General features: G+C 67.0%; 16 protein-coding genes. 2 read left to right on the top strand and 14 right to left on the bottom strand.

The features are described 5' to 3' along the window. Nucleotides 1–7 precede the first annotated feature (7 nt). Entirely contained in the window at nucleotides 8–382 is a 375-nt protein-coding gene (locus EZ304_RS17235; RefSeq protein WP_099551446.1) for an Mth938-like domain-containing protein, read from the top strand. A gap of 27 nt (nucleotides 383–409) precedes the next feature. On the opposite strand, the gene EZ304_RS17230 is transcribed toward EZ304_RS17235, so the two are convergent. The 5 genes from EZ304_RS17230 to surE form a co-directional block, all read right to left on the bottom strand. Continuing rightward, a complete protein-coding gene (locus tag EZ304_RS17230) occupies nucleotides 410–898 on the bottom strand; it encodes a hypothetical protein (protein WP_142807693.1) in 489 nt (162 codons plus the stop codon). 180 nt (nucleotides 899–1,078) lie between these two features. Beyond that, nucleotides 1,079–1,861 (bottom strand): peptidoglycan DD-metalloendopeptidase family protein, encoded by a 783-nt coding sequence (locus EZ304_RS17225; RefSeq protein ID WP_142807692.1) that lies wholly within the window; start codon nucleotides 1,859–1,861, stop codon nucleotides 1,079–1,081. After that, nucleotides 1,858–2,472 (bottom strand): YqaA family protein, encoded by a 615-nt coding sequence (locus EZ304_RS17220; RefSeq protein WP_014036746.1) that lies wholly within the window; start codon nucleotides 2,470–2,472, stop codon nucleotides 1,858–1,860. Before EZ304_RS17220 ends, EZ304_RS17225 begins: the two co-directional genes overlap by 4 nt. Before the next feature lie 18 nt (nucleotides 2,473–2,490). Beyond that, nucleotides 2,491–3,168: a protein-L-isoaspartate(D-aspartate) O-methyltransferase gene (locus tag EZ304_RS17215; RefSeq protein WP_049429575.1), complete on the bottom strand. Its 678-nt coding sequence runs from the start codon at nucleotides 3,166–3,168 to the stop codon at nucleotides 2,491–2,493. Then, nucleotides 3,165–3,944: a 5'/3'-nucleotidase SurE gene (surE, locus tag EZ304_RS17210; RefSeq protein WP_010485979.1), complete on the bottom strand. Its 780-nt coding sequence runs from the start codon at nucleotides 3,942–3,944 to the stop codon at nucleotides 3,165–3,167. Before surE ends, EZ304_RS17215 begins: the two co-directional genes overlap by 4 nt. A 208-nt stretch (nucleotides 3,945–4,152) precedes the next feature. Between surE and EZ304_RS17205 the strand changes: the two genes are divergently transcribed. After that, complete coding sequence (locus EZ304_RS17205) at nucleotides 4,153–4,692, top strand: Smr/MutS family protein (protein WP_049462714.1); 540 nt, start codon at nucleotides 4,153–4,155, stop codon at nucleotides 4,690–4,692. 69 nt (nucleotides 4,693–4,761) lie between these two features. Here EZ304_RS17205 and truD read toward each other — a convergent pair whose 3' ends face one another. From truD to EZ304_RS17160, 9 genes are all read right to left on the bottom strand, one after another. Further along, entirely contained in the window at nucleotides 4,762–5,793 is a 1,032-nt protein-coding gene (truD, locus tag EZ304_RS17200) for a tRNA pseudouridine(13) synthase TruD (protein WP_142807691.1), read from the bottom strand. Beyond that, the gene (gene ispF, locus EZ304_RS17195) at nucleotides 5,790–6,287 is read right to left on the bottom strand and encodes a 2-C-methyl-D-erythritol 2,4-cyclodiphosphate synthase (RefSeq protein WP_005409005.1); all 498 of its coding nucleotides are present in this window, start codon (nucleotides 6,285–6,287) and stop codon (nucleotides 5,790–5,792) included. Before ispF ends, truD begins: the two co-directional genes overlap by 4 nt. 34 nt (nucleotides 6,288–6,321) lie before the next feature. Then, a complete protein-coding gene (gene ispD, locus EZ304_RS17190; protein WP_099551451.1) occupies nucleotides 6,322–7,020 on the bottom strand; it encodes a 2-C-methyl-D-erythritol 4-phosphate cytidylyltransferase in 699 nt (232 codons plus the stop codon). Beyond that, nucleotides 7,017–7,370: a cell division protein FtsB gene (gene ftsB / locus EZ304_RS17185; RefSeq protein WP_134528797.1), complete on the bottom strand. Its 354-nt coding sequence runs from the start codon at nucleotides 7,368–7,370 to the stop codon at nucleotides 7,017–7,019. The genes ispD and ftsB overlap by 4 nt, the downstream gene beginning before the upstream one ends. Before the next feature lie 4 nt (nucleotides 7,371–7,374). Continuing rightward, a complete protein-coding gene (gene eno / locus EZ304_RS17180; protein WP_099551453.1) occupies nucleotides 7,375–8,667 on the bottom strand; it encodes a phosphopyruvate hydratase in 1,293 nt (430 codons plus the stop codon). A 96-nt stretch (nucleotides 8,668–8,763) separates the two neighbouring features. Then, a complete protein-coding gene (locus tag EZ304_RS17175; protein WP_142807690.1) occupies nucleotides 8,764–9,093 on the bottom strand; it encodes a hypothetical protein in 330 nt (109 codons plus the stop codon). Then, nucleotides 9,093–9,440, bottom strand: a complete 348-nt coding sequence (locus EZ304_RS17170) for a hypothetical protein (protein WP_142807689.1) — start codon at nucleotides 9,438–9,440, stop codon at nucleotides 9,093–9,095. The genes EZ304_RS17175 and EZ304_RS17170 overlap by 1 nt, the downstream gene beginning before the upstream one ends. Continuing rightward, nucleotides 9,437–10,267, bottom strand: coding sequence for a 3-deoxy-8-phosphooctulonate synthase (gene kdsA / locus EZ304_RS17165; RefSeq protein ID WP_019338187.1), 831 nt, complete (start codon nucleotides 10,265–10,267; stop codon nucleotides 9,437–9,439). Before kdsA ends, EZ304_RS17170 begins: the two co-directional genes overlap by 4 nt. Nucleotides 10,268–10,356: 89 nt before the next feature. After that, nucleotides 10,357–12,021 carry a CTP synthase gene (locus tag EZ304_RS17160; protein WP_099551456.1) on the bottom strand — a complete coding sequence of 555 codons (1,665 nt, stop codon included), beginning with the start codon at nucleotides 12,019–12,021 and terminating at the stop codon, nucleotides 10,357–10,359. Between the last annotated feature and the right edge of the window lie 185 nt (nucleotides 12,022–12,206).

Below are 12,206 nucleotides of genomic sequence, written 5' to 3'. Positions count from 1 at the left end.
CACTGCCATGCAGCTGAACCACGAACCGCCGGATTACGCCTACAGCCTGCGCGCCGCCGATGGCCGCTCGGCCAAGGTGAATGACCAGGTGCTGGGCAGCAGTTTCTTCCTGACCCCGGACCAGCTGGTCACGCACTGGCCGGTGGCGAGTGCCGCCGCGCTGCAGCTGGCGGACCTGGAGCCGATCCTGGCGCTGAACCCGGCGCTGATCGTGCTCGGTACCGGTGATCGCCAGGTGTTCCCGCCAGCGGTGGTGATGGCCGCCTGCCTGTCGCGCGGGATCGGCCTGGAAGTGATGAACAACCCGGCCGCCGCACGCACCTTCAACATCCTGGCCGGCGAAGGCCGCAAGGTCGCGGCTGCTTTCATTCTGGAAGGCTGAGGTCGAGTCGCCGGGTGCCTCCCGGCGCTAGCTGCCCGAAGATGTGCAGCGGAAGGCCGAGAACGCCTTGAGCCGGCCAATCAGGTTGCCGCCCTGCCCCCAGCGGATATCCATGACCTTCCAGTCCCGGTCCTGCCGCTGCAGCAGGACCCGGTCGGTCCAACGATAGTCGCCCACGGCCATGTCGACGCGGATCCAGGTGACGTCACCGCTCGATCCGGGCATTCCTACAGATATCGTTTCCGGTCGATCCGGCGCCAGCAGATACGGACTCTGGTCGAGCATATGCGGCTTCTCGTCGTGCGCGGCCAACGCGGCACAGGTCCGCTCGTAAGCGCGCTGCGCGTCGACGGCTGAGCGCAGGGCATCGCCCAGCAGTGACGGAATGGCCGTTTCGTTCGAAGCCGGCGCCTGGACCGCGTCGTAGAGACGGGTAACCACGTCACGCGGATCGCTGGCTGCTGCGGCCAGCGGCGCGACGGTGAGCAGTGCGAGCGCGGAAGCAAAGCGGAACATGCGGCACCGGAGCGGATGGGATCGCTCAAGAATGCCGGGTATTCCATCCGCCGTGAAGGTGAGCCTGCGACACACAAGATCGCAAGTGACCGAGCCTCTGCGGTACCCGAGCCGAACATGGCTCGACGCTACAGGTCAGGATCGCCGGGCGTGGCCCGGCGCTCCCCGTTCCAACGGCGATCAGCGCGCCGGAAGGTACTGCTGCGGGTCGACCGGCTTGCCGTTGTAGCGAATCTCGAAGTGGACCATGTCGCGGTTCGCACCGGTACGGCCCATCTCGGCGATCTGCTCGCCGGCCTTCACGCTCTGCCCTTCATTCACCAGGCGCTTGCGGTTGTGGCCATAGGCCGACAGCCACTGGTCGCTGTGCTTGATGATGATCAGCTCGCCGTAGCCGACCAGGCCGGCACCGGAGTACACCACCACGCCATTGGCGGTGGCTTTCACCGCCTGGCCGCTGGTGCCGGCGATATCAACGCCCTGCTTGGTGGCGTCACCGGCCACGTAGCGGCCAACGATCGCGCCATCGGCCGGCCAGCGCCAGGCGATGTTGCTCTTCACCGGACCGACCGGCGCCGGGGCCGGCGCGGTGCTGCCGCCACTGCTGCTACCCGGACGCGGCGGGGTGACCACCGTGGTGGGCGCACGGCCGCCGCTGGCTCCGGCCGGATACAGCCGGATCACCTGGCCCGGATGAATGGTCGACGGGTTGTCCAGGCTGTTCCAGGCAATCAGGTCGGCCGGGGTGATGTCGTGGATGCGGGCCAGCGCATAGATGGTATCGCCCTTGCGCACGACCACGGTCTGCCCGGGCTTGGGTACCGAAGTCTTCGGCGTGGTCACGCCACCGGTGCTGCCGCCGCCCGGGCGGACCACGGTTGCGGTGCCGCAGGCGGCCAGGGTGGAAACCAGCAACGCCAGCGCGCCGATGCGCACTCCCTTGCTCAGACGATCAGGACTCATGCGAACTTCGACCTCCATACAAGCCAGGCGATCAGCACCACCACCAACGCGGTGGCGATCCAGCCCAGCGGTTCAATCCAGCGACGCAGTGCCGCTTCAGCACGCGCACCACCGATACGGATGACCGCGGCCAGCACGAACACGCGCTTGCCACGACCGATCAGCATGCTCAACAGATACTGCGGCATCGGTACACCGACGATACCTGATGCCCACGTGAAGACCTTCATCGGGATGGGCATGAAGCCGCCCAGCACCAGGAAGGTGAACACCGCCCACGGCGACTCGGCCATCTTCGCCTGCACGGTGGTGATGCCCTGCTCGATCGCCGGCAGCATGCCCAGCGCTTCGAACAGCGGCTTGATCGCCTCGAAGGCGTAATGACCCAGCGCATAGCCGACCAGCGCGCCGACCATCGAGCCGGCCAGGCTGAGGGTGGCGAACCACCAGCCGCGTTTCGGCTGGGCCACGCACATCGGCGCCAGCATCACTTCCGGCATCACCGGGAAGATGATCGCCTCGAAGAAGCTCAGCACCGTCAGGTAGGTCGGCGCGCGTTCGTGCGCCGCCCACTTCATCGCCCGCTCGTACAGCGGCCCGAAAATCTTCATGCAACCCTGCTCCGTGGATTAGTCAAGCATGCCGGACAGCAGCGGCACGAAGGTGACCGGCGCCAGCACGCGTTGTTCGATGCTGCCGTCAGCCTTGCGGTCCAGCTGCACCAGCGACTGCCCGCCCGGCCCGCCGACCGGCGCCACCAGGCGGCCGCCCTCGGCCAGCTGCCCGACCAGTTCATCGACCAGTGCGGGCGCCGCGGCGGTGACCACGATGGCATCGAACGGGCCATGCTCGGCCCAGCCGGCGCGGCCGTCGTCATGCTTGGTACGGATGTTCATGCCCAGCGCGCGGAAGCGCTTGCGCGCCTGTCGCAGCAGGTCGCCGATGCGCTCGACGGTGTAGATTTCCAGGCCCAGCGCGCCGAGCACGGCGGCCTGGTAGCCGGAGCCGGTACCGACTTCCAGCACCTTCTTCGGCGAGACCTGCAGCACGGCCTCGGTCATGCGCGCCACCACCCACGGCTGTGAGATGGTCTGGCCGTGGCCGATCGGCAGGGCGGTGTCTTCGTAGGCACGTGACGCCAGCGCTTCATCGATGAACAGATGACGTGGCACCACCCGGATCGCATTCAAGGTCGACTCGTCGACGATGCCGGCCTCGCGCAGGCGGTCGACCAGCCGGTCACGCACGCGCTGCGAGGTCATGCCGATACCAACGGCTTCCGGTTGCAGGCGCAGGCGTGGGCTCATGCCGGCTGGTCCAGCGCGGCACTGAGGCCGCCGACCCAGCTGGCCACCTTTTCCAAGGCCTGGTAGCGGGTCAGGTCGACCTGGATCGGAGTGATCGAGATGTGGCCAGTGCGTACCGCGTGGAAATCGGTGCCGGGGCCGGAGTCCTGCTCACGGCCGGCCGGGCCGATCCAGTAGACCTCGTTGCCGCGCGGGTCCTTCTGCGCGATGCAGCCTTCGGCGCGATGGCGGTTGCCGAGGCGGGTGACCTCGAAGCCCTTGACCTCGCTCCACGGCAGGTCAGGCACGTTGACGTTGAGGATGGTGTCAGCCGGCAGCGGATCGGCCTTGAGCCGGGCGACGATCTCCACCGCAGCGCGCGCGGCGGTCTCGAAGTGTTTCGGATCGTGGTTGCGGGTGACCAGCGAGACCGCCACCGCCGGCAGGCCGAGGAAACGACCTTCCATCGCCGCCGAAACGGTGCCGGAATAGATCACATCATCGCCGAGGTTGGCGGCGTTGTTGATACCGGACACGACAATGTCGGGCTCGAATTCAAGCAGGCCGGTCAGCGCCAGGTGCACGCAGTCGGTGGGCGTACCGGCCACCGAGACAGTGTAATGGTCGATGCGCTTGAGGCGGATCGGCAGGTCCAGGGTCAGCGAGTTGCTGGCGCCGGAGCGATCGCGGTCGGGTGCGACCACCGTGACTTCGTGTCCAGCCTCGCGCAGCACCGAGGCCAGCATCCGGATGCCTGCGGCGTCGACACCGTCGTCGTTACTCACCAGGATTCGCATCTTCGATTTAACCGCTTGATTTTCCAAGAATTCGATTCCGTCACCGTGCAGTGTGGGCGGGACCGTCGTGCTCCCTGCGGAAGCCGTCGACCCTGCAAGGGCATCATCTATTGTGCCGCATGCGAGCCGCCGGTCCTACCCTGCCGGCGGTCACGACCGACATCGAACCGTCATAGGCAGACCTGCGCCGGCGGTTTAACCTGTGCGCATGTCGCACCCTGAAGACGAAGATCCGGCCGCATTGTTCCGTGCGGCCATCGGCGAAGTGACGCCGCTGCGCAAGGATGCCGAGCCGGCACCGGCTGCGCCCCGGCCGAAGCCGCGCGCGCGCATGGCCGAACGTGACGAGGCCGAAGCGGCCGGCGAGTTCGCCCGGCTGCTGCGCGACAGCACGCCGCTGGAAGCCGGCGACGTGGCCAGCTATCGCCGCGACAACCTGCCACCACGCCTGTTCCAGCGCCTGAAGCGTGGCCAGTATTCGGTGCAGGACGAGCTGGACCTGCATGGTGCCACCGCCGCGCAGGCGGAGACGCTGCTGCGCCAGTTCCTGCTGGAAGCGCATGCACACGACTATGGCTGCGTGCGCATCATCCATGGCAAGGGTTTGCAGTCCGATGGCGGTGCACCGGTACTGAAGAACCTGGTCGATCGACTGCTGCGGCTGCGCAACGACGTGCTGGCGTTCCATTCGGCGCCGACCGGGCAAGGCGGCACCGGCGCGATGCTGGTGCTGCTGGCACGCAGATGAAAAAGGGGACGGAGGGAATTAAGTCGTTTGTGCCACAAACGACTTAATTCCCTCCGTCCCCTTTTTCTGTCAGGCCTGTGAGGCGTCCTCGACCGGGCCGAGCTCGTGCAGCACGGCCGTGGCGTAGCAGCCCGGCGGAAGTGCGAACGACAGTTCCAGCACGTCATCGGCCAGCCACTGGTGCTGCAGCAGCGCCGGGCGCAGGCGCAGCGCGCGGCGCTCCTGCTTCAGGCGCGCGTCTTCCAGGCCGGCCCGCAGCGCCTTCGACTCGTCGTCGTCCAGCGCGGCCAGCTCCAGCTCGCGTGCCGCATCGCTGCTGCGCAGCTCGCCTTCGCCCCACAGCGGCGCGCTGGGATGGATGTCGAAGCGTGCCAGGCGCTCGGCCAGCACGTCGGTGTACGGCTCGGGTCCGAACACGCTGCGGCTGCCATCGAGCATCCACACTTCACCCTCCAGCGGCTGATCCCAGTTGCCCTGCTCCACACGCGCGGCCAGCACGCGGTTGAACAGCGCCGAACGAGCCGCTGACAGCAGCAGCGAACGCTGATCCTTGCGCATGCGGCGGCCACCGAACATCGCCAGTGCCGCCGGCACATTGCCGCCATCGCGGCCAAAGCGCTGCTCGCCGAACCAGTTCGGCAGGCCACGCCCGGCAATCTGCTGCAGGCGTTCGCTGATCGCTGCGGCATCGCCCTGCACTTCACGCAGCACCAGCTTGAAACGGTTGCCGGCCAGTGCGCCACGCTGCAGCTTGCGGTTGTGCCAGGTCGCTTCGAGCACTTCGATCTCGTCACTGGCCAGCTCGGCCAGGTCCGGCGCGACGCGCTTGGGCAGGTGCACGCTGAAACGTTGGGTGGTGACCGCATGGCGATCCTTCATCCCAGCGTAGCTCACCGCCATTTCCGGCAGGCCCGCCCACTTGGCCAGCACCTTGGCCACATGCACGGTATTGGCACCGCGCTTGCGGATGTGCAGCAGCAGGTGCTCGCCTTCGCCGGTGGCCTCGAAGGCAGGCAGCTCGTCGACCTGGAAATCGTCTGGCGTGGTACGGATGCGCGCCGTCAACAGCGGCGCGCCAAACGCCAACGGCAGCGGAATCATGCCGCCACCAGCAACACGACCGCCTGTGCGGCGATGCCTTCACCGCGGCCGGTGAAACCCAGCTTTTCCGAGGTGGTGGCCTTGACGCTGACCGCATCCAGCGGCAGCTGCAGCAGGCCACCGATGCGCTCACGCATCGCCAGCGCATGCGGGCCAACCTTCGGCCGCTCGCAGATCACGGTGATGTCAGTGTTGCCGACGCGCCAGCCGCGCTCGCGCAGCAGGCTGTCGCAGTGGCGCACGAAATCGCTGCTGTCGGCGCCCTTCCAGCGGTCGTCACTCGGCGGGAAATGCTGGCCGATGTCGCCCAGCGCCAGCGCGCCGAGCATCGCATCGCACAGGGCGTGCAGGATCACGTCGCCATCGCTGTGCGCGAGCACGCCGCAGCTGTGCGGCACGTTCACGCCGCCGAGCATGATGTGATCGCCTTCACCGAAGGCATGGACGTCGTAACCCTGGCCGATACGGACGGGCGGGAACGGTGCGGTGCTCATGGATGCAACCCTTGCAGCAGGGCCGCGCGGACGGTCAGCCGGCGCGGCGGGAAAGTACGAATTCGAACCGGTCCAGATCGGCCGGGGTGGTGACCTTGAAGTTGTCCTCACTGCCTTCCACCAGCAGCGGGCGCTGCCCCTGGCGCTCCATGGCCATGGCCTCGTCGGTGACTTCGACACCGGCGGCCGCGGCTTCGGACAACGCGCGGCTGAGCTGGTGGCGGCGGAACAGCTGTGGTGTCAGCGCGCGCCACAGGCGCTCACGCGGCTCGGTGCCATCGATGCCACCGTCGTCGCCCGCACGCTTGAGCGTGTCGCGCACCGGGGCAGCCAGGATCGCCCCGACCGGATCGGTACGACCGACTTCAAGCAGGCGGCCGAGATCGGCCGGCGACAGGTTCGGCCGCGCGGCATCGTGGACCAGTACGAACTCATCAGCGCGCACCGTCTCCGGCAGCGCCTGCAGGCCAGCCAGCACCGAAGCGGCACGGGTCGCGCCACCGATGCAGGTCAGCACCGGCTTGCCCGCCCACTCGTTCCAGCCGGGCCAGTCGGCGTCGTCCTGGCCGATCACCACCATCGCCCCGGCCACGGCCGGGTGCGCCAGCAGGGCGTCCAGGGTATGGGCAAGCAGGATCTGCCCACCTGCCTGCAGGTACTGTTTGGGCAACGGCGCGCCGAAGCGGGTGCCACGGCCAGCAGCCGGAACCACGACCCAGATCGCCGCACTCATGGCACGTCCGCCGGGTGGTCGCCGACCTCCGCACTGACACCTGCCGCAGGCTGCGCCAGGTGGACCGGCGCATCCTCGACCACGCGGTAGAACTTTTCGCCAGGCTTGATCATGCCCAGCTCGCTGCGCGCGCGCTCCTCGATGGCGGACTGGCCTTCCTTGAGGTCCTTCACTTCCGCAGCGAGCGCATCATTGCGCTGCTGCAGGCCCTCATTGTCCCGCTCCTGGTTGGCGACCTGGGCTTCGAGCATCATCACTTCACCCGAATTTCCCGGACCGAACCAGAAGCGGTACTGCAGCCAGCCCAGCAGCAGGGCCAGCACCAGCAGCATCCAGCGCCAGTCGCGCATCGGCTCAGCGCTTCAGCGAAACGAACGCGTCACGACCGGCGTAACGCGCGCCGGCACCGAGGGCTTCCTCGATGCGCAGCAGCTGGTTGTACTTGGCCACGCGATCGCTGCGGCACAGCGAGCCGGTCTTGATCTGCGTGGCGGTGGTGGCCACGGCGATGTCGGCGATGGTGGTGTCTTCGGTTTCGCCCGAACGGTGCGAGACCACGGCGGCATAGCCGGCGCGATCGGCCATGGCGATCGCTTCCAGGGTTTCGCTCAGGGTGCCGATCTGGTTGACCTTGATCAGGATCGCATTGGCGGTGCCCGAGTCGATGCCTTCCTGGAAGATCTTCGGGTTGGTCACGAACAGGTCGTCGCCGACCAGCTGCACCTTCTTGCCGATGCGGTCGGTCAGCAGCTTCCAGCCCGCCCAGTCATTCTCGGCCAGGCCATCTTCAATGGTGATGATCGGGTACTGCGCGGCCCAGTCGGCGAGGAAGTCGACGAACTGCTCGGAGGTCAGGCGCTTGTTCTCGCCGACCAGGTTGTACTTGCCGTTCTCGAAGAATTCGCTGGAGGCCACGTCCAGGCCCAGCAGCACGTCTTCACCGGCGGTGTAGCCCGCCTTGCCGATCGCTTCGAGGATGGTGTCGAGCGCTTCGACGTTGCTGCGGAAGTCCGGCGCGAAGCCGCCTTCGTCGCCCACCGCCGTGCTCAGGCCGTGGCCCTTCAGCACCGACTTCAGCGAATGGAAGATCTCGGTACCGGCGCGCAGCGCTTCGGAGAACGAGGTGAAGCCCACCGGCAGCACCATGAATTCCTGGAAGTCGACGTTGTTGTCGGCGTGCGCGCCGCCGTTGATGATGTTCATCATCGGCACCGGCAGCGACGGGGTCACGCCGGTCCTGGCGGCCAGGTACTGCCACAGTGCCTGCTTGCTCGAGGCGGCGGCGGCGTGCGCGGCGGCCATCGAAACACCCAGCAGCGCGTTGGCGCCCAGGCGGCCCTTGTTCTCGGTGCCATCGAGGTCGATCAGGCGACGGTCGAGGCCGTCCTGGTCGGTGGCCTCGAAGCCCTTCAGCGCATTGGCAATGGTGGTGTTGACGTTGTCGACGGCCTTGCGCACGCCCTTGCCCAGGTAACGGGTCTTGTCGCCGTCACGCAGCTCGACCGCTTCCTTGGTGCCGGTCGAGGCGCCAGAGGGAACCGCGGCACGACCGAACGAACCGTCCTCCAGGATGACTTCGGCTTCCAGCGTGGGGTTGCCACGGCTGTCGAGGATTTCACGGGCGTGGATGCTGCGGATCGTACTCATGGTCGGGCCGGTTACCTGTATGGAGAGGGGGCGACAAAACGAATGCCGCGTGATTATCCCCGGCTGCCCGCCACTTGCCAAATGGCGCAGGCGGCTTCAGCCCCAGCTGGACCCGATCACGATCAGGACCATCGATACCAGCATCACCAGCAATGCACCGGCAATCGCCGCCAGGATGGGGCCACGCTGCCGGCGCCAGGCCAGCACCATCGCCACCGGGCAGCCCAGGAAGGACAGCACCATCGTGACCAGCGCGCCCAGCATCCACCACTGCGTGGCCTCCACGCCGCTGTTTCCCTCCCCTGGCGGCCGGAAACCGGACGTGAAGGCCAGCACGCCCACCACCAGAGCGATCCAGGTCAACACGGACAGCCCCAGGGCGATCAGGCCCCAGGGCCAGCCACGCGCCGATGTGGTCGTATTCATCAAAGCAATCCGTAGAACAGGGCGCCGGACCACAGCGACAGCAGGATGATCGCCAGGCCGGCGGCCACCTTGCCACGGTTCAGGCGCCAGGCCAGTACGGCCGCGGCGACGCAGCCTACGGCCACTACCAACTCCGCGACCATCAGCGCGATGAAGTACGCCCGCAGATCGAGTGCACTGCTGCCATCACCGGGTGGCCGCACGGACGCGGCGCCGATCAGCACCACGCCGAACATGCCCACGGTGAACAGCACGGCCAGGCCCAGTGCAATCAGGCCCCAGGACCACTGTTTCCAGTGCCGGCGATGACGCTGGGCCTCCAGCGCCACCCACGGGTCACGACTCACGCGAAGCGCGAGAAGCCGTGCTTCTTGGTCACCGCATCGAGTTCCATCAGGGTCTCGAGCAGTGCTTCCATCTGGTCCAGCGGCCATGCATTGGGGCCATCGGACAGGGCCTTGGACGGGTCCGGATGGGTCTCGGCGAACAGGCCGGAGATGCCCACCGCCACGGCGGCACGGGCCAGCACCGGCACGTGCTCACGCTGGCCGCCGGAACTGGTGCCCTGCCCGCCCGGCAGCTGCACCGAATGGGTGGCGTCGAACACCACCGGGCAACCGGTATCGCGCATCACCGCCAACGAACGCATGTCGCTGACCAGGTTGTTGTAGCCGAAGCTGGCACCACGCTCGCAGACCATGATCTGCTCGTTGCCGGTGGCCTTGGCCTTCTCCACGACCGGCTTCATGTCCCACGGCGCCAGGAACTGGCCCTTCTTGATGTTGACCGGCTTGCCGGCCGAGCACACCTTGCGGATGAAGTCGGTCTGGCGGACCAGGAACGCCGGGGTCTGCAGCACGTCCACCACCGAAGCCACTTCATCCATCGGGGTGTATTCGTGGACGTCGGTCAGCACCGGCACGCCGATCTGCTTCTTGACCTCGGCGAGGACCTTCAGGCCCTCTTCCATGCCCGGGCCGCGGAACGCGGTGCCCGAGGTGCGGTTGGCCTTGTCGAAGCTGGACTTGAAGATGAAGTTGACGCCGAGCTTGTCGGTGATCTCCTTCAGCTTGCCGGCGGTATCGAGCTGCAGCTGCATCGACTCGATCACGCAGGGGCCGGCGATCAGGAACAGGGGCTGGTCCAGCCCGACCTCGAATCCACACAGTTTCATGGCGTTTCCTTGTTGTCCGCATCACCGGCCGGGCCGGTGCGCTGGGGGTTGAAGCATGCAGGATGGGGGCCGAAGCCCCCATTCACAAGTCAGGCGCGCGCTGCGGAGAGCAGCTTGCCACCGGCCTTGCGCTCGCGCGCGGCGCGGATGAAACCGATGAACAGCGGGTGGCCATCACGCGGCGTGGACAGGAATTCCGGATGCGCCTGGCAGGCCAGGAACCACGGATGCGCGTCGCGCGGCAGTTCGACCACTTCCACCAGGGTGTCGTCCATCGACTTGCCGGCGATCACCAGGCCAGCATCTTCCAGCTGGGTGCGGTAACGGTTGTTGAACTCGTAACGGTGGCGATGGCGCTCGGCGACGACGTCCTTGCCGTACAGCTCGCGGGCCAGCGTGCCCGGCTTCAGGCGCTGTTCCTGCAGGCCCAGGCGCATGGTACCGCCGAGGTCGCTCTTGTCGTCGCGCTTCTCGACATCACCGGTGGCGGTGCGCCATTCGGTGATCAGGCCGATCACCGGGTTCGGCGACTGGCGATCGTTCTCGGTGCTGTTGGCACCTTCCAGGCCCACCACGTTGCGCGCGTAGTCGACCACGGCCGCCTGCATGCCGTAGCAGATACCGAAGTACGGCACCTGCTGCTCGCGGGCGAACTTCGAGGTCAGCACCTTGCCTTCGAAACCACGGTCACCGAAGCCACCCGGCACCAGGATGCCGTCGACATCGGCCAGTGCAGCCATGTCGGTGCCTTCCAGGTCCTGTGCTTCCAGCCACTTCAGATTGACCTTGGTGCGCTGGCGCAGGCCGCCGTGCTTGAGGGCTTCGCCGACCGACTTGTAGGCGTCCTGGTGATCGACGTACTTGCCGACCACGGCGATGGTCACTTCGTCCAGCGGGTGCAGGGTCGCGTCGACCGCGTCCTCCCACATCGACAGGTCGACCGGACCGACCTTGTCAGCCAGCTTCAGCTGGTTGACCACGATCTCGTCCAGGCCCTGTGCATGCAGGCCCGACGGGATGCGGTACAGCACGTCCACGTCCGGCACGCTGATCACCGCGCGCTCGGAGACATTGGTGAACTGGGCAATCTTGCGGCGCTCAGAATCCGGCACCGCCTGCTCGGAACGGCACAGCAGCACGTCCGGCTGGATGCCGATCGAGCGCAGTTCCTTTACCGAGTGCTGGGTCGGCTTGGTCTTCAGCTCACCGGCGGCACCGATATACGGCACCAGGGTGAGGTGCATAAACAGCGCCTTCTCCGGGCCACGCTCGGTGCGCACCTGGCGGATCGCTTCCAGGAACGGCAGCGACTCGATGTCGCCGACGGTACCGCCGATCTCGACCAGGGCCACGTCGTAGCCTTCGGTGGCTTCATCGATGCAACGGCGGATTTCATCGGTGATGTGCGGAATGACCTGCACCGTCGCGCCCAGGTAGTCGCCGCGGCGCTCCTTGCGGATCACGTTCTCGTAGATGCGGCCGGTAGTGACCGAGTTCTTGCGGCTCAGCCGGGTGCGCACAAAGCGCTCGTAGTGGCCCAGGTCGAGGTCGGTCTCGGCGCCGTCGTCGGTGACGTAGACCTCACCGTGCTGGAACGGGCTCATGGTGCCCGGGTCGACGTTGATGTACGGGTCGAGCTTCATCATCGTGACCTTCAGGCCACGGGCTTCGAGAATGGCGGCCAGCGACGCGGCGGCAATGCCTTTGCCGAGCGAGGACACCACGCCGCCGGTTACGAAAATCAAGGGAGTCATGGCTGCAAGCATCCTGTCTGGAAATGGAAAACGGCAGCACCACGCGCACCCGGAGGGCGGGCATGGAGCTTGAAGGGGGTTTTCCGGTTCGCTGGGGCAGCGAGGGAGGTGCTGGGCCGTGCGGCGGCAGGCGCCGGACGGGGACCACCCTGCGAGGTCGGGGCGGCCGTGCCGGTCATATCGAC

The organism is Stenotrophomonas maltophilia (assembly GCF_006974125.1).
Taxonomy (GTDB): Bacteria; Pseudomonadota; Gammaproteobacteria; order Xanthomonadales; family Xanthomonadaceae; genus Stenotrophomonas; species Stenotrophomonas maltophilia_O.
Note: the sequence above shows the minus strand (reverse complement) of the source record. Positions and strands in the feature narration are given on the sequence as shown.

Coding starts and splice junctions, on each gene's coding strand:
- surE (WP_010485979.1), bottom strand. CDS start 3,944: ATGCGAATCCTGGTGAGTAACGACGACGGTGTCGACGCCGCAGGCATC.
- ftsB (WP_134528797.1), bottom strand. CDS start 7,370: ATGCGCGACTGGCGCTGGATGCTGCTGGTGCTGGCCCTGCTGCTGGGC.
- EZ304_RS17225 (WP_142807692.1), bottom strand. CDS start 1,861: ATGAGTCCTGATCGTCTGAGCAAGGGAGTGCGCATCGGCGCGCTGGCG.
- EZ304_RS17215 (WP_049429575.1), bottom strand. CDS start 3,168: ATGAGCCCACGCCTGCGCCTGCAACCGGAAGCCGTTGGTATCGGCATG.
- EZ304_RS17205 (WP_049462714.1), top strand. CDS start 4,153: ATGTCGCACCCTGAAGACGAAGATCCGGCCGCATTGTTCCGTGCGGCC.
- ispD (WP_099551451.1), bottom strand. CDS start 7,020: ATGAGTGCGGCGATCTGGGTCGTGGTTCCGGCTGCTGGCCGTGGCACC.
- ispF (WP_005409005.1), bottom strand. CDS start 6,287: ATGAGCACCGCACCGTTCCCGCCCGTCCGTATCGGCCAGGGTTACGAC.
- EZ304_RS17220 (WP_014036746.1), bottom strand. CDS start 2,472: ATGAAGATTTTCGGGCCGCTGTACGAGCGGGCGATGAAGTGGGCGGCG.
- EZ304_RS17230 (WP_142807693.1), bottom strand. CDS start 898: ATGTTCCGCTTTGCTTCCGCGCTCGCACTGCTCACCGTCGCGCCGCTG.
- truD (WP_142807691.1), bottom strand. CDS start 5,793: ATGATTCCGCTGCCGTTGGCGTTTGGCGCGCCGCTGTTGACGGCGCGC.
- eno (WP_099551453.1), bottom strand. CDS start 8,667: ATGAGTACGATCCGCAGCATCCACGCCCGTGAAATCCTCGACAGCCGT.
- EZ304_RS17160 (WP_099551456.1), bottom strand. CDS start 12,021: ATGACTCCCTTGATTTTCGTAACCGGCGGCGTGGTGTCCTCGCTCGGC.
- EZ304_RS17175 (WP_142807690.1), bottom strand. CDS start 9,093: ATGAATACGACCACATCGGCGCGTGGCTGGCCCTGGGGCCTGATCGCC.
- kdsA (WP_019338187.1), bottom strand. CDS start 10,267: ATGAAACTGTGTGGATTCGAGGTCGGGCTGGACCAGCCCCTGTTCCTG.
- EZ304_RS17235 (WP_099551446.1), top strand. CDS start 8: ATGCAGCTGAACCACGAACCGCCGGATTACGCCTACAGCCTGCGCGCC.